The sequence below is a fragment of the Paenarthrobacter sp. 10N417 genome, assembly GCF_056394745.1.
Window position 1 is genome coordinate 1 of record NZ_JBFTIL010000039.1, and the last position, 18,338, is coordinate 18,338.

General features: G+C 63.3%; 17 protein-coding genes and 1 pseudogene. 6 read left to right on the plus strand and 12 right to left on the minus strand.

All coding sequences use genetic code 11. From position 1 onward, the window contains the following. Positions 1–7: 7 nt before the first annotated feature. From AC1DCM_RS26080 to AC1DCM_RS26090, 3 genes are all read right to left on the minus strand, one after another. Positions 8–1,759 carry an ABC transporter permease gene (locus tag AC1DCM_RS26080; RefSeq protein ID WP_477520258.1) on the minus strand — a complete coding sequence of 584 codons (1,752 nt, stop codon included), beginning with the start codon at positions 1,757–1,759 and terminating at the stop codon, positions 8–10. Then, entirely contained in the window at positions 1,756–2,919 is a 1,164-nt protein-coding gene (locus AC1DCM_RS26085) for an ABC transporter ATP-binding protein (protein WP_477520259.1), read from the minus strand. The genes AC1DCM_RS26080 and AC1DCM_RS26085 overlap by 4 nt, the downstream gene beginning before the upstream one ends. A gap of 62 nt (positions 2,920–2,981) precedes the next feature. After that, positions 2,982–4,058: an ABC transporter substrate-binding protein gene (locus tag AC1DCM_RS26090; protein WP_477520260.1), complete on the minus strand. Its 1,077-nt coding sequence runs from the start codon at positions 4,056–4,058 to the stop codon at positions 2,982–2,984. 631 nt (positions 4,059–4,689) lie between these two features. Between AC1DCM_RS26090 and AC1DCM_RS26095 the strand changes: the two are divergent. Next, positions 4,690–5,366: pseudogene (locus AC1DCM_RS26095) on the plus strand (NAD(P)/FAD-dependent oxidoreductase). Between the two features lie 14 nt (positions 5,367–5,380). Continuing rightward, the gene (locus AC1DCM_RS26100; protein WP_477520261.1) at positions 5,381–5,533 is read left to right on the plus strand and encodes a hypothetical protein; all 153 of its coding nucleotides are present in this window, start codon (positions 5,381–5,383) and stop codon (positions 5,531–5,533) included. Positions 5,534–5,652: 119 nt separating this feature from the next. Here AC1DCM_RS26100 and AC1DCM_RS26105 read toward each other — a convergent pair whose 3' ends face one another. Then, entirely contained in the window at positions 5,653–7,104 is a 1,452-nt protein-coding gene (locus AC1DCM_RS26105; RefSeq protein ID WP_477520262.1) for a GntR family transcriptional regulator, read from the minus strand. Between the two features lie 160 nt (positions 7,105–7,264). On the opposite strand from AC1DCM_RS26105, the gene AC1DCM_RS26110 reads away from it, so the two are divergent. The 4 genes from AC1DCM_RS26110 (at position 7,265) to AC1DCM_RS26125 (ending at position 8,353) form a co-directional block, all read left to right on the plus strand. Continuing rightward, on the plus strand, positions 7,265–7,642 hold the full coding sequence (locus tag AC1DCM_RS26110) for a hypothetical protein (protein WP_477520263.1): 378 nt from the start codon (positions 7,265–7,267) through the stop codon (positions 7,640–7,642). Then, positions 7,639–7,800, plus strand: coding sequence for a hypothetical protein (locus AC1DCM_RS26115; RefSeq protein ID WP_477520264.1), 162 nt, complete (start codon positions 7,639–7,641; stop codon positions 7,798–7,800). Before AC1DCM_RS26110 ends, AC1DCM_RS26115 begins: the two co-directional genes overlap by 4 nt. Positions 7,801–7,949: 149 nt before the next feature. After that, positions 7,950–8,123, plus strand: coding sequence for a hypothetical protein (locus AC1DCM_RS26120; RefSeq protein ID WP_477520265.1), 174 nt, complete (start codon positions 7,950–7,952; stop codon positions 8,121–8,123). 14 nt (positions 8,124–8,137) lie between these two features. After that, entirely contained in the window at positions 8,138–8,353 is a 216-nt protein-coding gene (locus tag AC1DCM_RS26125; protein WP_477520266.1) for a hypothetical protein, read from the plus strand. A 425-nt stretch (positions 8,354–8,778) separates the two neighbouring features. Here the strand turns inward: AC1DCM_RS26125 and cofD are convergent, their stop codons facing one another. From cofD to AC1DCM_RS26165, 8 genes are all read right to left on the minus strand, one after another. Next, the gene (gene cofD / locus AC1DCM_RS26130; RefSeq protein WP_477520267.1) at positions 8,779–9,786 is read right to left on the minus strand and encodes a 2-phospho-L-lactate transferase; all 1,008 of its coding nucleotides are present in this window, start codon (positions 9,784–9,786) and stop codon (positions 8,779–8,781) included. Further along, a complete protein-coding gene (gene cofE, locus AC1DCM_RS26135; protein ID WP_477520268.1) occupies positions 9,783–10,643 on the minus strand; it encodes a coenzyme F420-0:L-glutamate ligase in 861 nt (286 codons plus the stop codon). Before cofE ends, cofD begins: the two co-directional genes overlap by 4 nt. A gap of 180 nt (positions 10,644–10,823) precedes the next feature. Further along, positions 10,824–11,420 carry a 2-phospho-L-lactate guanylyltransferase gene (gene cofC, locus AC1DCM_RS26140; protein WP_477520269.1) on the minus strand — a complete coding sequence of 199 codons (597 nt, stop codon included), beginning with the start codon at positions 11,418–11,420 and terminating at the stop codon, positions 10,824–10,826. Then, positions 11,413–12,960: a flavin-containing monooxygenase gene (locus AC1DCM_RS26145; protein WP_477520270.1), complete on the minus strand. Its 1,548-nt coding sequence runs from the start codon at positions 12,958–12,960 to the stop codon at positions 11,413–11,415. Before AC1DCM_RS26145 ends, cofC begins: the two co-directional genes overlap by 8 nt. Next, positions 12,957–13,448 (minus strand): hypothetical protein, encoded by a 492-nt coding sequence (locus AC1DCM_RS26150; RefSeq protein ID WP_477520271.1) that lies wholly within the window; start codon positions 13,446–13,448, stop codon positions 12,957–12,959. The genes AC1DCM_RS26145 and AC1DCM_RS26150 overlap by 4 nt, the downstream gene beginning before the upstream one ends. After that, positions 13,445–15,859, minus strand: coding sequence for a 7,8-didemethyl-8-hydroxy-5-deazariboflavin synthase CofG (gene cofG / locus AC1DCM_RS26155; RefSeq protein ID WP_477520272.1), 2,415 nt, complete (start codon positions 15,857–15,859; stop codon positions 13,445–13,447). Before cofG ends, AC1DCM_RS26150 begins: the two co-directional genes overlap by 4 nt. 94 nt (positions 15,860–15,953) lie before the next feature. After that, positions 15,954–17,000, minus strand: coding sequence for a glucose-6-phosphate dehydrogenase (coenzyme-F420) (fgd, locus tag AC1DCM_RS26160; protein ID WP_477520273.1), 1,047 nt, complete (start codon positions 16,998–17,000; stop codon positions 15,954–15,956). 99 nt (positions 17,001–17,099) lie between these two features. Further along, positions 17,100–18,026: an LLM class F420-dependent oxidoreductase gene (locus tag AC1DCM_RS26165; RefSeq protein ID WP_477520274.1), complete on the minus strand. Its 927-nt coding sequence runs from the start codon at positions 18,024–18,026 to the stop codon at positions 17,100–17,102. Between the last annotated feature and the right edge of the window lie 312 nt (positions 18,027–18,338).

Here is an 18,338-nt window from a genome sequence, read left to right on the forward strand (position 1 = left end):
TCTCCCTCTAGAGGCCTTTCAGGGCGCCCCGGCCGCCTAGCAGGAAGGCAAGACCGAGCCCGACTAGCGAAACGGCGGCCATTATCAGGGCAAGCACCGCAACCGCGGAATACGAGCCGAATTCGAGTAGGTCGTAGAGGGTCGTTCCCATGACCTGGGTGGTGGGTGCGCGGACGAGCATTGACGCGGCGAATTCGTGGCTGAGCAGGAGGAAGATCAGTGCAGCTGCGGCTCCGAAAGCAGATCGCATGAGCGGTAGCAGGACGTTGAGCGTGGTTCGCCAGAGGTTGGCACCGGCCACCTGTGATGCCTCGATGTACTGCTTTCCGAGGGAGAGCATTGCGGCTGATTGAAGTCTGACGGAGAACGGGATCATCAGTGTCACGTAGACAGCGATCACCACCGAGCTTGTGCCGTAGAGGTTGATGGGGGGTCCGCTGTAAGCCAAAATGAAGCCCAGACCGAAGATGAGCGCGGGCATGCCCAGAGGCATGGCGACCACGAAGTCCAGGACGATTTGGCACAGTTTGAATCGGCGTCCGTAGACCAGGATCGCCGAGCACAGGAAGCCGATGGGGATGACGATCAGGATCGAGGTGAGCGAGAACAGCACACTGTTCTGCACTGAACTGAGAATCTCTGGCGAGTTCAACGCCTCAGAGAAATGCTGGAGCGTGAATGTCGAGGGCACGATGTCCGCTGACCATCGCGGCGAAACCGCGACAATGATGATGGCAAGCAGCGGCAACACGGCCGTCAAGAGCGCATAAGCACCGATCCAGACCACGCCGGACCATGAGGGCCGCCCGACCGCTTTGAAGCCCTTGCCGCCGTGGGTGACGAACCGGCTCTGGTTTCCCAGTAGCGCCCGTTGTCCGAAGACAATGATCACGCCGACGACTACCAGCGGAACGCCTAGCGCGGCGGCCGCATTGAAGTCGACCGGCGAGCTGTTCAGGTACGTGAATATCCGGGTCGTGAGGACCTGAATGTTGGAGTTGCGTCCGAGCAGGAGCGGTGCGGTGAACTGTCCCAGAGCCAACAGGATCGCAGTCGCCGTGGCGTAAACGAGCGAGGGCCGGACAAGGGGGAGGGTGACACGGAAGAACACTCCGAGTTTTGAGGATCCGGCGACCTCAGCAGCCTCGATCAGGTCGGAGTTGACCCCGGTGAAGCCAGAACTCATGAACAGGTACACGAAGGCCGCGATTTGAAGGCCCGTGCACAAGATGATCCACGGGGTGGTGTAGACATCGATCGGCCCGGACGTCTGCTCCGACCACCAGGGCAGGGTGCGAAGCACCGTGTTGGCGAACCCGACCCGCGGAGAGAACAGGAAGATCCAGCCTGTGATGCTCGCCACGGAAGGCATCAGGATGGACATGACGGGCAACGCCGACATCCAGCCCAGGCCTCGCGGAAGACGCAGGGAGAACCAGGCCAGGGCAGTGCCGACGACCAGCGCCAGCACCACGGCCCCGACCGTGAGCACGATCGTGGTCCCGATCGCCTGCCAGATGAACGGATCCGTGAACGCTGTGGTGAAACCGTTGTTCAGCGCCGACCGGTCGACGATGAAGTAGATCGGCCGCAGAACCAGAAGTCCGACGAAGACAACGAACAACACCACGCCGAGGGTCCAAAGATGGACGGGTCGAACCCGCAAACGCGGCTTCTGCGACGCACCCGGCGCGAACGGAACGCCTGGACCGGGCCCGGCCGTTCCGTGATCGGAAACCTGGATGTCCGAAACGCTCATCTGCCCGCCCCAGCTTTCTGCTCCAGCGCGACATCGTTGTGCGCGGGCTGGCCGGTTCCCGCCGAGCCGGTCGGACTGGTGGGGAAGAGCTTGGCATCACATGCCGAGAAGATGACGGTGGTTCTCGAACCTGGTTCGAAGCGGTGCTCTCCCTCCCCCGTAAGTGGGATACGGCTCGAGACAGACCGACCATCGACGAACTTGACGACGACATCGACAGAGGCGCCCCCATACTCGACATCGGCAATCGTGCCTCCTTCAACACCCATCTCTCCAGGGGCAAGTGAGTCGATAGTGCCCAACCGGATGGCCTGTTGGCGCACGCGCAGGTTCGCCGTTTCCGCCGACACATCGGGAACACGGCCAACAAGCTGTCCACTGGTGCTTGCCCATCCCGAGGGCGTTTTGTACAAGGAGATGGAGTTTCCCATACCGATGAACTCGGCGACGAACTCCGTCGCCGGGTTTTCATACACCTCACGCGGGCGACCCAGCTGTTCAATCTGCCCCGCACGCATGATCGCCAACCGATCCCCCAGCGCCAGCGCCTCGGACTGATCATGAGTGACATAGAGTCCCGTGAATCCGACGCGTTGGTGCAACTGGTGGATCTCGTTACGCAGCTGATCACGCAAACGGGCATCAAGGTTGGACAGCGGTTCATCGAACAACAGCAGGGACGGGCGGGCAACCAGCGCACGCGCCACAGCCACCCGCTGTTGCTGACCACCGCTCAACTGGCCCGGATACCGGTCAAGGAGATCGGTGCAATCAACCATCCGGGCGGCCTCCTCAATCCAGCCCTCTTTGAAGCCCTGCTTCAACCCGCGGGCTCGAAGGGGGTAGCCGATATTGCGGCGAACCGTCATATGCGGCCATAAAGCGAACGACTGGAAAACCATCCCCACGTCGCGGCGGTTGGGACTGAGATCGACGCGCCGCGTCGTGTCGCAGACAACTTTGTCCCCGATGCTGATCCGGCCAGCGGAAGCCTGCTCAAGCCCCGCGACCATACGCAGCGTGGTCGTCTTCCCACATCCACTCGATCCGAGCAAGACCAGCAGCTCGCCCTCCTCCACCGTGAAGGTCAAGTCGTTGACCGCCACAACATGATTGCGGCGAACAACGAACTCCTTCCGCAATCCCTGAATCTCTAGCATGATTAATTCTCTCTCACTTATATCGCGTCAGCACTGAGCGCTTGCGAGCCAGCAACTAGCTACTACTTGGCCAACAGTTGGTTCCAGCGCTGCAGGAACGCTTTGAACTGCTCGGTCGTGATCTGCGGGAGCTCGACAAGTGTGACTCCCTTGGTGTCGATGGTCTGGGGTGCGTCCTGGCGTACTGCGACAAATCCACCTTGAGCCACCACACCCTGACCTGCCTTGCTCAGCAGCCAGTTCGCGAATACCTGCGCCGCATTCGGGTGCTTGGCCGACTTCACAACCGCCAGCTCGTTGGGAACGCTTGGGGCCTCCTGGGGGAGCCTGTAGTCAATCGGTGCACCGGTCGCTTTGATGGTCGCCGCGACCGCAACAGGAACTGGCAGCGAGGCAGCCACTTCCCCAGCAGACAGCGCCGCGACCTGGGGGTTCGAGCCAGCATAGATCTGGGGCTTGCCCTTAGCCGTCAGCTTGTCAAGGAATCCGGAGCCGCCCGCATCGGACTTCTCCATCGATTCATAGAGCGCGGCCACGGTCGGGCCGATCGAGGGGTCCGTTGCTCCCACCTGCGACGCGGGGAGGTTCAAGTAGTCCTGCCAGGAGCTGATGCCGTTCGGCAGCAACTTGGTGTTCCAGGCCCACGCGTAGCCGAGGTTTGCGAACGTTGCCACATATGGTGTGCGCTGATACTTGGCCCGGTCGAATTCCGGATCGCCCAGGGACGGAGCAGTGAGCGGCAGCAAAGCACCCTTGGCCGCATAGCCATCGAACGTCGGGTGATCCAGATTGTCGACGGCATCCGCACCGGCGTTCCCGGACGCGATCTCGGCATCCAGTCTGGCCCTGATGTCTGATGCGCTCAGACGAACGTACGTCAGTTTGATGTTCGGGTAGTCCTTGTGGAACGCGGCCGGCAGGAGGTCAACAGTCTTCGTATTCAGAACTCCGTACACCGTCACCTCGCCTTCCTTATTGGCGGCGTCAACGACCTTCGACCATTCCGCCTGGTCCATGACCTTCGATAGCGCGTCACTCGGGCTCGCGTTCGAATTGCCCGCGGCCGAACCGGCTCCTCCGGAGGCGCATCCTGTCAGCGCAAGCAACCCGCAGGCGACAACCAGGGATCCGCGCGCCATCACGCTCCTTCGTTTTCTCACAACAATTCCTCAATTCCTCACATTGGACCCACAGCTTCGGGGATCGGGCATCACGCCAAAGGCGGCCTCTGACGTGATCTAGACCACCCTACAGGGCCCCTGAATACGATGCCGGAGAAGCCTGGGAGTCCGAGTCTGGTAGTCCCCAAGGTTGGCACAGTCAAGTAGTCGGGGTAACGCGGGGATTTATGCCGCTCGTAGCAGCTGGTTCAGCCGGTTGGCTGGGGTTTCGAGGTTGACGGTGGGCCGGGGTCGGCGGTTGAGTTTCGCGGCGACCCGGCGGCAGGAGTGTGGACCGAGAGGTGCAGTCGATTGTCCTGCCAAATCCGCCTCAGCCCCGAGTTGGATGGGATCGAGGTGGCAGTGCTGACGGACTGACCGAGCTTCCCAGCCCGCAGGGAGCCCTGAAGGCGCCGGCGAGCTCGTTGAATTGTTTCTGCTTTACGTTTTGGAGTTAATGCATGTCACAACACTATGAAGTCATCGTCGTGGGTGCGGGCGCGGCGGGAACCCAGGTTACCGTGGGACTCGTCGCCGCGGGCTTCGCCGGGTCGATCGCGCTCCTCGGGTCTGAGTCTGGCCTCCCCTACGAGCGGCCACCGTTGAACGGATCGATCCGGTCCGTCACTGTGTTTCGACCACGGACGGTCGGGAGTTCACGTACGGAAAACTGGTTTGGGCGGCAGGCTGTCGAGCGCGTGTTGTTCCTATCTTCGGCGCGAATCTGGCCGGGGTGTTCTCCCTGCGCACGCTGGACGATGCTCGGCAGTTGCGAAGTCAGCTGGGACCGGACGGCCGGCTGGTGGTGATTGGCGGTGGCTACATCGGGCTCGAGGTCGCGGCCTCCACCACCGAGCCGCCGGCGTGAGGATCGAGGTGAGCACAAACGTCACCGAGATCACGGGCGACGGTGAGCGCTGCACGGGAGTGAGGTTGGCAAACGGCGAGACCATCCCTGCAGATGTTGTTGTCGTCGGAATCGGTGTGATCCCGAATGTGGAACCCGTTGCCGTGGCGGGGGCTGAACCACCCAACGGTCTGCTGGTGGACAGCCACGGACGCACCACGCTGCCCGACATACTCGCGGCGGGCGATTGCGCCCTGATGGGCGACGGTGGGCTGCGTCTGGAGTCGATACCGAATGCCGCCGCGCAGGCGAAGGCAGTCGTCGAGACGCTTACCGACTCGCCTCCGCCCGGCACTGATATGCCGTGGTTCTGGTCGACTCAGTACGACTGCCGGCTCAAAACAATTGGTGTCCCGTATCTATGGTTGCGTCCGCCTTGAAGGGATGGTTGGGCATGGGGACGCCCGGGGTACCGGTGCGCCGGGTCATGACCGAGAACGCCTTCGCCTACCGGTGCTCCCGCGACTTCCAGGATGCACTCGCTGTGCTTGGGGTCAAACACAACCTGATCAAACCACGGCATCCCCTGCAGAACCGCAAAGCCTAACGCTCCAATCGCACACTGCAGGAAGGATGGGCCCTTCGCCAGCCCTTCACCTCAACCAAGCCCGGACCGCCGCCCTGCAGCCATGTATCCGTTCCGCTGCTTGAGGAACCAGCGACGGTTCATCGGATCGCGTCTTCTGCATTCTCTCCAATATTCACACCTAGACATAGTGTCCACGGGACCGATAGAGGGATTCTTCGTTCTGTCTGATGGAATGGGGAGAGGGTTTCACCGACGAGGCTAGCCGTGTTGGTAGCGAGAACGGTTTCGTTCTGATCAACTATGCACGTGTTTGACGGCAAGGTCCGGAGGAACGGCTCGAATCCAGTCTGAAGGCTGCTAACGAGGACGCCAACGGCAGCAACGCCAGCCATCCTGCCGTCCCTCGTGACTCGCTTGGAGAAGGAGACGAGGTGTTCGTTGGCGCCGAAGGCGTCCACGTAGGCGTAGGTGGCGTGGATCTTATCATCAGTATCGTGCGCGGGCCACCACGGTGCTGTCGAGTAACCATAGAACTCCATATCCGCTTCCACACGCCGCGCCGATCCCGGACCCGACGGGATGGTGCACCAGATGAGGCCCGATTCGCCGAAGAATGATGGATCGGCGATGAATCCCGTCCCAACCAAGGGCGGCACGGCCTTCGCTAGAAGGTTCTGGCAAACATCGTAGACATTCACCAACTGATCCAGCCTGCGGTTCTTTGAGCGGTCGAGGTCGGTTTGGACGGCTTCTTCGACGGCCCGGATCGACGCGGCTGCGGTCCCTTCGAGGCTCATAGCGAACGATTCGACGGCGGAAACTGCGCTATCGATGCCTTCGATCCCGGGCGGCGATCCTGGTGGCGAATATTCCATTGACATCCGCACCTCGATGAGGCGGTTCATGTCCCGGCGGACATGGTCTTCGGCAAGGGCTCGTGCTCGAAGGGTGTTGCCGTCTCGTATTGCTTCCACGATCATCGTGTGCTCATTCGCGGCCGCCGCTCGGCGGTCAGAAGCGCTGGTCCACACCAATGCCCCTACTGCGGCATGCATCTCCATCTCCTGCCGGGCGAACAGGACGGATCCCGATGTGGCCGCGAGGTCTATGTGGAATCGACTGTCCGCTCGCGTCATTTCAACGGGTGTTTGCGCCGTCTCGATCATCACCGCCATCGAAGCCAGTCGCCCGATGGGGACCTGCCGAGATCGGCCTGCCACCGTCATGGCGGCTGACCCTGCCAGAAATGCCCGATATTCTCGGATGTCCCGCAGATCCTCAAGGGAGTACGCGGCAAGGGCGTCCCGCTGAGCGTTGGTGATGTCTCCGGTGCTAGCCTTCACGAAGCTTCCACCGCCTTTGCCGCGTCGTGTTTCCAGAAGTCCTCGATGACGAAGCTCCGCGAGGGCGGCACGCAGCGTTAAGGTGGAGACGCTCATCCTTGCCGCCAGTTCGCTTTCACTAGGGAGCTGGGTTCCGTCCTCGAGTATGCCCAGCTCAATCGCATGACCGAGTCGGCGTCCGATCTCTTGGCCGCGCTCGACAGTGTCCAGCGGCGCGAATGCGAGTTGCTCTCTCCAACTGGCCATGGACCACGCTCCCAAATCTGTAGGGGTGATGAACAAGAACCTTGACATTCAACCTTTAATGTCCATTGACATTTGACATTAAAGGTCTAAGCTCAAGTGTATCAGGAGAAGCGGGACACGCTTCCTCATAGTTCGATCATCACGCAAGGAGTCGATGGTCATGTTAGATAGCACGGATGTCGTGTATGCCTGGCAGCGATCCGGGAATTCGACACCGGTGGACCGCCTTGGCCTTTACGCACAGGCACTGACCGCAGATTGCCCGATCGGCGCCTACCGGACACTTGACGATGCGCAGCAGGACAAAGCCATCCTCGCCCTGTTCTGCGTGGACCGCCCCGGGGCAACCATTGCTTCCCTCCACCAGATGCCGCCTCTGGCCCTCTCCGGCTACCATCAGTTGCTCCACGACCTCGCTCGCGAAGGGCTCGGACCAGGCGGTGGATTCCGCGCCGAAGCCCATCGTTTCGACCATTCACCCGACACGGCCCTCCACCAACGCGGAGACACCCCCGCTTTCCGAGGAGGCGGACTGTGAAGCGCCGCAGCTCGGGAGCCAGCACTGTCGCGTTCACTCCCGGGGGTACACGCATCCGGACGGCCCTTCCTCAATTGCCGGCGCTGATACGACCCAGGGCGGACAACCCGAAAGCGTGGGATGAGCTCATGCGTGAACTCGACGCCGACTTCGCCTGAAGCCGCTCGAACAGAAGGAGCTTTTGCACATTGCCCCTTAGAGTCCCAAGCGGAGTTATCTGGAAACTATTGGCTGAACATTCCGTTCGCGCCTGTCACGCAGCCTCACTTCGTCGTCTGTACGCCGGTTCTGGGCAGCAGGATTCCACTTGAAACCATCCGAAAGCGACCAGTCCACCGCCGCCGGCATCGCATTCACCGAACTCTCCAACGGTTTCGCCACCTGCAGGAACCCCGCGACGTTGCTCGGCGGCCTGCTCTTCGGCAGGCCAAACACCGCGTCGAAGACATCCTCCGCGCGTCCTAACCCCAAACACCTATGAAACGAGGAGAAATCATGCCCAACCCCGGGGCAGCTCACCATGGCGTGAGTCAGACGGCATTCCGATCATCCGTGCCAGATCAGAGCATCGGCGCTGAACATGCACCAGTTCCGGTTCAGGATTTTGGCATTGACGAATACTCTGCATCTCCTTGGATTGGCCTTTACTACAGGCATGAGTTCATGCTCCACTACAGGCACGAACTGCTGGAGCATCAGGATCTGGCTTAAGACCCCGAGTCAACAAAAGCCGGGGCAGTCCCCGGGATTCAAGCACCAACCAAACGAGCCACAACCTTGCCGGCGCCGCAACGGACTCATCGAACGATGCCACACAACAACACGTACAGGCTCACCGCTGACGGTCAACGAGTCGCATCGTTCTGCAGCGGGGGCAACAGCCGGCTCCCGCGCCTCTAGCAGCCAACCAGCCCCCATCGGCATCACTGCTACAAGCCCTGGCAACCACCGGCCGCCACATCGACAATTCCTGAATGAAGAACGCTGCCCAATATTCAAGACAGAGATTAAAATTCTGACCCCTAGGGTGGCAAACTCGGCAATGAACCAGCCGTAACGGCCGCTAGTCTCGCCGTGGCCGTCGAGCCTGGGCCACCATAGCCGTCCAGCCTGAGCCTTGAATTTGGTGCCACAGTCTAGGCGTCTGCCGTTGCCGACGCAGCTTTCAAGGCCGCTGCGGCAAGATCCGCGCTGCTCTGGACGTCGTTCATCCACAGTGGAACAATAACGGGCCGGACCCCGGAACCGGCGATGGAACCCGACAGCTCCGCATCGGCGCTGTCAATCAGCCACGCATCCAGGATGCCTCCGGAGGACCGCGCACCATAATGCACTGCCACCGCATCGGCAGCAGTCCTGACCTGGATCGCGGCCAGGCAAGCAGCCGCCATGCCCCGGACGGCGGCACCGGAGATAATGGGCGAAATCCCTACGACGGGGGCCGCCGTCGTCTGAATTGCCTCCCTGATGCCGGGGATATTCAAGATGGTGCCGATGGACACCACGGGATTTGACGGGGCCAGTACGACGACATCGGCACCGGAAATCGCCGCCAAGACCCCCGGAGCCGGAACGGCTTTAGAGAGCCCGGCCTGGAGAAACTCCCGGGCTGGACGCTGGGCACGATGCCGGACCCACCATTCCTCGAAGTGCACAATCTCTGGCAGATCAGCGTTGGGACCGTCCAACACGACCTGGGTTTCCACTTCCTCATCGCTCATGGGCAGCAGCTCCATCCCGAGGTCCCACCGGGAGGCCAGACGCCGCGTGACCTGGCTCAACGGCTGCCCGGTCCGCAGCAGATGCGAGCGGGTGATGTGCGTGCCGAGGTCCAGATCACCGAGAGTGAACCATGGCCAGCCCACACCATAAGCTGTCAGCTCGGCACTAACGCGCTCCGTTTCACCGGCCCGCCCCCATCCCCTCGCTTCATCGTTAACGCCGGCGAGGGCATACATCACCGAGTCCAGATCGGGACAGACGCGCAGCCCAGTCAGCCACATATCATCACCCGTGTTGACTACCGCGGTGATTTCCGCCGTCGTTCCCCCGGCACCATCCGGCGCTACCTGACGCAGATGGTGGCGCAGCCCACGCAGGAATCGCGCCCCACCCACACCACCGGCCAGCACCGTGACCCTCATGCGGTAGCACCGCCGTCTGTGATGCTGGAGGATTCCACGGGGGATCGTTGTCCTGCCGCGAAGCCCTCTTGGAATCCTTCCAGATGTGCTTCGGCCGATCCCAGGCGAAACAAGTCATCCTCTGCAGCGCGAATCAGGGTCCGGGCTCCAGACTCCTGGATCGGCCGAATGAGATGGCCCAGGCCATGGACCACGGCGACCGGCCTGCGTGAGGTCTTGCCGAGCACCAGATTCGCTGCACCTGCTATTTCATCCGCCACCGCAGTGATGGTTGCATCCATCGGCCTGTCGAAGTCGTCCCGCGTGCCTCGTAAGTCATGGGTTACTGCCATTCCCGCGGCACCGATTGCCAAATCGGTCTGCCCCAGGCGCCAAGGGCGGCCTAGCGTGTCGGTTATGAGCACTGCTAAGTCGAAGCCGAATCGCCGGCGCAACCCGGTGCAGAGCGCCTGCGCTGACGCATCCGGGTCCTCGGGCAGGAGCAGCACTGTGCCATCAGGCGTGTTGCTCGCGTCGACACCGGCGGCGGCGAGCACCAATCCCAGCTTGTTCTGAACAATTCGGGTCACACCGCCGGGGTGTGCTTTGCTAGCGACCAGCCGTACAGTTTCGGCCGTGATGGCATCTTCACGGCTGTCTGCCCGCAGAGAACGCCCTTCAGCCTTTGAAACTATTTTGCTGGTCACTACGACGATATCGCCTGCGGAAATCTCATCTTCGATGGCGTTTCCAACGAGCACCAAGAGGTCATCGCCGGCGACGATCTCACCGATTCCGTCGATCCCAACGACGGCAAATTGCTGTGGAGGGTCCGGCGGCTCGCGCGTTCCAATGCTCGCCAGATTACTTTGATTCATCTCAAATCCCATCAGAACACAGTCCGCTATTTACCAAGAGTAGCGTGTTCCATACTTCTCGAATTATCCCTTCCGACGTGCCACAGGACGACACTTGGTCGAGCATGTGGCATTGATGAGTGGGCAGGGTCATTATTAAACCTTTCGTCTCGTGCGGAGCCGGTCTTGTCCGCTACTTGCTCAACGCGCCGATTGTCTGATCGACTCCAGAGCCTCGGCGGTCCGTCGGCCGAGCCGTCCGGCGAGCCGCTCGAGGTCGGCCCAGATGTCGACATCGGACCGCAGCCCTGACGTCTTGTCGATATAGAGCTCGACGTAACCGGCGACTATGTGCGCAGCGCGCGAATTTTCGCCGAACGCGGGGCGATGTCGTCCCGGGTCGAGGGCGGTGAGAAGCGTTGTCCCGGTTCCAGCGGCATCTGCAACGAATGCCAGCTCAACGGCTGAGGCGAGCCGCAGGGCGCCCTCGAGTTCGGTCGAGGTGACTGCTGGCAGGTCGCCCTGGAGCACTGCGACCCGGCCGGGACCCGCCGCAGCGATGCCTTGGAGCACGGCTGCGGATAGCCCCTGTCCTGGATCAGGCACTATCTCTGCGCCGAGGGCGCGAAAATCGACGGCAGCGGCTTCGGCGGTGATGACAATAAGGTGGCCCACCGGCAGCGCGGCTTCCACGGTATCGAGGGCGATCGCCCGAGCAAGGCCAGGATCGCCTCCCAGACGGGACTTCGCGGTCGCGGTGCCCTTCACCGGTACGACAATGGTCCAGGCGTCAGTCATGAGCAACCATCCCGATGTCGTAGTCGGCAGGGTCGAACCGGGCGAGCCGCTCGCGGAACGCCGAGGCGGTGTCCGGCCATAGGAGGGTCAGCCTGCGGCTCCGCTCGTCGACGTACCAGCTGCGACAGCCGCCGGTGAGCCAGACGGTGTTCTCAGCCATGCGGTCGATTTCGGCGACGTAGCAGGCCTGGCGCTCCGGCCGCACGTCGAACGCCGGCACGGCGCGGCTGCGCAGATACCGCATGGCCTCGAGAACGTACGCGATCTGCGACTCGATCATGTGCACGGCCGAGTTGTGACCGAGGCTGGCGTTTGGGCCGTCAATGACAAAGAGATTCGGGAAGCCAGCCACTGTGGTGGAGTTGTAGGCGACCATTCCGTGGGACCAGGCCGCGTCGAGGGTGCGGCCGTCGCGGCCTCGGATCCTGTGCGCGATCGGCGGCCGGGTGGAGTGGAAGCCGGTCGCTAGGATGAGCGCATCGAGTTCATAGGCCGCTCCCGAGGCAGCCCCTACCCGGCTGCCTTCGACGGCGGTGAGCGCCGATCGCTCTAGGCGCACCGATTTGCTCATGAGGGCCGGGTAGTAATCGTCCGATAGCAGAACGCGCTTGCAACCGGCCTCGTATTCGGGTGTCAGCGCCCGGCGGAGGGCTGAGTCGGGGACTTGCGCCTCGAGGTGCCGTCGCGCGCGGTCCCGGAGCGCGGCGAGTGGACCAGCGGCGCCGAGCCGTGCTGCGAAACCCGCTTCGGCGTCCCAGAACATTCGACTGCGGAGTGTCGCCAAGGAGTCGGGGTCGGCTCGCCAGCTGGCCTTCTCACCTTCGGTGTAGGCGTAGTCGTTACGGGGAACGACGTAAGCCGCGCTCCTTTGGAAGAGAACAACTTCGTCGGCCACCGCGGCAATGCGCGGCAGGATCTGCACAGCGGAGGCGCCGCTTCCGGCGAGCCCGACCCGCTTGCCCGCAAGATCGAGATCGCGCGGCCACTCGGACGAGTGGAACACCGGGCCAGCGAACGAGTCCAGGCCCGGCACGTCGGGCATCCGCTTCTCAGAGAGCCGACCCGTCGCCACGATCACCCAGCGGCAGCAGTAGACGTCGCGCGTAGTCAGGACCGTCCAGGTCATGGTGGAATCGTCCCAGTCGAGCGCGAGCACGTCTGACGAGAAGCGGAGGTGTGGGAGGATGCCCTCCTCGCGGGCGGCCTCCTGTAGGTAGTCGAGGATCTCGCCGCCGGGAGAATAGAAGCGGCTCCAGTCGGTACGCGGCCGGAACGAGAACGAGTAGAGCTGTGACGGGATGTCGCAAGCGACGCCCGGGTAGACGTTGTCGCGCCAGGTGCCGCCGACGTCGGCACCGCGCTCTACGACGACGAACGACTGCTTGCCCGAGCGCGCGAGCTGGATCGCGGCACCGAGGCCGGCAAAGCCTGCACCAATGATGACCGTATCAACGGGCTCCGCGGCGGTTTTCGCGCGGCAGGCGTCAGCGTTGACCGCTGCTTCGGAGCGGACGGTCCGGGTGTCGTTGGCCTCAGTCACGGCCGGGCTCGCGGTATCGTGCTGTGGGCCGGGTATCGCCGAGGCTCGCGCAGGAACGCGTCGATGAGATACGCCTGCTCAGCGGGATGCCCCGCCTCGGCGAAGCGCACGTCCGCGGTTGCCGGATTGGCCGCAGACAACCCCAACGGCGCGATGACGAGGACAGGGCAACGGACATCCGGCGCCGGCGCTGCGGAGCCCAATACGATCAGGGCAGAGACACGCGCGTCAGCAATGAGGGGCGTCTCGCAGACCGGCCCAACGAGGAGCGCGAAACGGCCGGGCAGCTCACTCGTCCGGACGTCCGCGTCCGCCACGAAGACCTGACGCCRCCGCGTCAATAACGGCAGTGCTGCGTCAAGGTCGGGATCCAGGCCGGCCGGGCCGACCGCGATGATGACCGGGTCGATTCCTTCCAGGGGCAGCAGTGTGACCCCTGTCGCGATCTCTCGCAGACCCGTGCCCGTCCCAGCGTTAACGAGGATCACGCCAAGCCCCTCTGGACCAGTGCGTAACTCGTCGTGCGTTCCCCCGCCTCGCGGCCAAGAGCGGTCGCGATCCGCTGAACGTCGCGCGGCGTCGCCTCGCGGTACGCCTCGGCGCCGGCCTCCGGCCAGATCACACCGTCGAGCAGCAGACCGCCGAAGTCGTCCGCTCCCCCGGCGAGTACGGCCTTTGCACCGTGGAAGCCGAGCTTGGTCCACGCGGCCTGTACGTGGTTGATCCGGCCGTGCAGCATCAGGCGCGCGACTGCGTGGAGCGCCCGCGAGGCTTCGAGGCCAGGACCTTCACCGGCCACCGCCCGCACTCGCGAGGGCACGTCGAACGGCACATACGGCATGGCGATGAACTCCGAGAACCCGCCTGTCTCGTCCTGTATCCGGGTCAGTCGACGCAGGTGAGCAACGATTTGCGCGGGCGTCTCGACGTGACCATAGACGATCGTCGCCGTTGACCGGAGACCTGCCCGGTGAGCGGCCATGAGGGGCCGGATCCACTCGCCGACGGGCGGATCGGTGCGCTCGCTCAGCAGCGCGCGCACGCCGTCGTCCAAAATCCGGGCGCCCGTACCGGGAACGCTCGTCACGCCTGCCTCACGCAGTTCTTCGAGGAAAACCTCGACACTAACACCCATCCGACGCGCCCCGTCCAGCACCTCCGTCGGGCGGTATGCATGGAGTGACAGATTGGGCCCGGCTGCGCGGACAGCCCGAGCCAGGTCGCGGTAGGCCGTACCTGGCAGCGCTTGGTCGATTGGGCCCTGGACGCAGATCTCGGTAGCACCAAGCGTAACGGCCTCCTCGACCAGCCGCCGGACGATGTCGTCTGTGAGACTCTTTTTGTAGAGCGACGAGTCCAGGTTGCGGTTGACGACGTAGGTCAACGTGTCACCGACTGCTGCCGAGCGGACTTCGTCGGCCAGCGCGGCTACAGCGTCGAGGTCTTCACCACGGGCGGTAAGGAGGGAGCAGTAGTCTGCGTCCGTCAGCGAGGCCGGGTCATTCGAGGCTCTGGCGAGGGCGGAGACGATGGTGGGGTCGGCGCGGCGTGGCAGACCGACGGTCACGCCGCGATCGACGGGAGGAGCGGTGGCGGCGACAAGAACGGTGGCTGGGCCTTCCGACCGCGGACGCGGGCCCCGCGCACCGGGGGTCGAGGGCCTCACCGCTGCGCCCTCGTCGGCGAGCAGGGACACCGGATCGGCGAGAGCCGTAACGGCGGGGGCGATGCGCGCATCCAGCCAGGTTTCTGGATCCTGCAGGTAGGCCGGGTGTGCGGTGAGCCGCTCGCGCAGGGTGAATCCGGCCTGCGCCGTCAGCTCGGCAAGCGTCTGGAGTTCGGGCCAGGGTCGTTCGGGATTTACATGGTCTGGCGTGAGCGGGCTGACGCCGCCCCAGTCGTCGATGCCTGCGCGCACCAGCAGCAGGAGTTCAGGGAGTTCGCTGAGGTTCGGGGGCGCCTGGATGCTGTGGTCGGGCCCCATGACAATCCGGGCGACCGCGACCGCGGCTGCGTACTCCTCGAGGGCGAGGTCTGACTCGTTCTGCATCGCGGTGCGCGGTTTCGCGCGGAAGTTCTGGACGATGGTCTCCTGCACCTGGCCGTACCGCTGGTGCGACGCCCGGATGGCGAAGAGGGCGTCGGCGCGCTCGGCGTCGTTCTCCCCGATGCCGAGAAGGACCCCGGTGGTGAACGGGATCCGGGAGCGGCCGGCGTCGTCTATCACCCGCATCCGCAGAGCAGGATCCTTATCCGGGGACCCGAAGTGCACTCCCCCGGGCTGGCTCCAAAGCCTCGTGGCCGTGGTCTCGAGCATCATGCCCATCGACGCGGCGACGGGGCGGAGCCGCTGCAGCTCGGCGAACGACATGACTCCGGGGTTGAGATGCGGCAGAAGGCCGGTCTCGGTGAGCACGAGTTCGGCCATCGCACCGACGTAGTCGAGGGTCGAGGCGTAACCGTGGTCCTCGAGCCACTGCCGCGCAACCGGCCAGCGGTTCTCAGGGCGGTCGCCGAGGGTGAAGAGCGCCTCCTTGCAGCCGAGCGATGCGCCCTGGCGAGCGATGCGAAGGATCTCTTCCGGGGACAGGTAGGTGGGTATCCCCTTCTTCAGCAGGCCCCCCGGCGTCTCGACAAAGACGCAGTAGTGACAGCGGTCCTGGCAAAGCTGCGTGACGGGGAGGAACACCTTCTTCGAATACGTGATGATGCCCTCGCGGGAAGCGCGAGCGAGGCCCTCGTCGCGGAGCCGCGACGCAACAGTCAGCAACCGGTCGAGGTTGTTGCCTCGAGCTCCGAAGAGCGCCGTGGCTCCGGCAAGGTCTGTCCCGCCCGTGTGTTCGAGACGAGCGAGAGCATCAGTGAGGGGCGCAGGATTCAGAACCCAGGATGCGGCCATGTTGGACCTTCGAACCAATGGTCGCACGCGTCTCGCGTTTCACACACCGGGCCCTCCAGCCCCGGGCTTTGCTGCAGGTTCAGCCTAGCGCCGCTCACAGCGTCCCCCGTCCGCTGGCAGCCAACGGGCCGCTGCTGGCGCCGACGGCCCGCAGCCGCGGCAGGAGGTGTTCGGCGAACTGGGACAGGAACCGTTGCTGGTCATGGCCGGGGGCGTGGAAGACCAGGTGATTGAACCCTGCCTCTACGTAGGGCATGAGCTGGTCCATGACCTGCTCCGGATCCGAGGCGACGATCCAGCGCTTGGCGACTTGTTCGATGGGCAGCGCGTCCGCGGCGGCTGCCATGGCCGCAGGGTCCTCGAGGCCGGCTTTCTGTTCCGGGCTCAGTGACAGCGGCGCCCAGAACCGGGTGTTTTCCAGCGCCAGCGCATAGTCCGTATCGAAGGAGAGCTTGATCTCAATCATCTTCTCTATCCCGGCCGGATCCCGTCCGGCGGCCGCCGCACCTTCGAACACGGCCGGCAGCAGCTTCTCCCTATAAAGGTCCATGCCTTTGCCGCTGGTGCAGATGAAACCATCGCCGGCCGCGCCCGCGTAGCGGGCCACCACCGGGCCGCCAGCGGCAATATAGATCGGAACCGGGGTTGCGGGCCGGTCATAGACGGTCGCATTGACCGTGCGGTAGTACTCACCGTTGAAACTGACCCGGTCCTCGGTCCACAGCCGGCGCATCAGCTCCACTGCTTCCCGGGCCCGGGCGAAGCGTTCCTTAAACGCCGGCCACTCGTCCCCGGTGACGGCAACCTCGTTCAGTGCCTCACCGGTACCCATGCCCAGGATGACACGGCCCGGATACAGGCAGCCCAGGGTAGCGAAAGCCTGAGCGACGACCGCCGGATTGTAGCGGAATGTCGGGGTGAGCACGCTGGTACCCATCACAATCCGGCTGGTACGTTCGCCCACCGCGGCCATCCAGGCCATAGCGAAGGGTGCATGCCCGCCCTCGTGGCGCCACGGCTGGAAATGGTCCGAAACCATCACCGAATCCAGGCCGATGTCCTCGGCAAGAACCGAATACTCAACCAGGGTCCTCGGGTCGAATTGTTCTGCGGAGGCTTTATAGCCGATCCTGAAACTCATTTCACTCCTCGCTACATGCATTCAAATGGTTTTAGGGGGAAGAATCGGGCGTCCGGGCGACGGTCTCTCAAATCGTTGCCTGCACGCCCTACGTCTCCATCACGCCATCGATGGGGTCCCGTGGTCGAGCTCCTGGGCGATTTTTCCCAGCTCTCTCACGAATTTCCGCGTCTCACTGTCACTCGAAGAGGCAGGGTGCGAATAAACGACTCGATCCAGACCGAGGTCAACGTATCGGTCTACGAAGTCGAGCCGTCCCAGGTTGAGGGTGACTTCCATTGGCTTCCCGACGGCCGCCGCCCGTTCGCGCAGCTCTGTGATCCGGTCTCCTAGGCCATCGAAGTCGTTATCATTATGACCAGGCATCCACGCGTCGGCGTGACTCAATGTTCGGTCCAGCACGGTCGGACCCATACCGCCCATCAGAATGGGCGGATGAGGCTGCTGGATTGGCTTCGGCCACTGGAAAATGGGATCGAAGTCGACCTGCTTCCCGTGATACTCCGCTTCTTCATGCCCCCAGATTTGCTTCATAGCTTCAATGCGTTCCAGCATGAGCCCGTTACGGGTCTTGAGGTTTACGCCGTGATTAGCGAGCTCAGCAGCGTTCCACGCCGCTCCCACTCCGACGCCGAAGAGGAAGCGTCCGCCCGTCAAACGGTCGATCGTGGCGATTTCCTTGGCAAGCCAGATCGGGTCGCGTTGAACGACCAGACAGATGCCGGTCCCCAACAGCAGGGTGGAGGTCACCGCCCCCATCATCGCAAGCGTCGTCAGCTGATCGTAGTTGCGGTAGTACTCGCGAGGGAAGCCCCCGGGCGAGTGCGACCCGGTGAAGCGCCGCTCGCGTGCATCCGCGCTGCCGCCGTAAGCCACTTTCTGGTCAACGGGTAACCGCGAAGCTACTGGAACGTGAGAATGGTCCGGTAGCCAGATCGACTCGATACCGCTGTCCTCGGCAATGCGAGCGAACTCCAGAGGCGGAAATGTCTCATCGGTGGGGTAGAACTTGATGCCAGTTTTCATGTGATTTTCTCCCTGGGGGTGCCGGCTCCGTTTGGGGAGACACGGACTCATTGCGCCGAGCTATCGCGGCCGAGTTAGTACCGCATGCACGTGGGATCACATTCCACGTGCTCTTTGGATTCGTAGTCTGCAATCGATGTGCACTAACGATGACGTCTAGGTCCACGAGATGTCTATTCGGTTGTGCGTAGATGTTGTGGCCCGGTGTACGTGACTTGGCTGCCGGGGACGTGACGCCATTTCTGACCCTGGTCCTGCTCTTCGATGAAGTGCGCAGCAAGAGACAACGTCCGTGAAGTCATCAGGATGGGA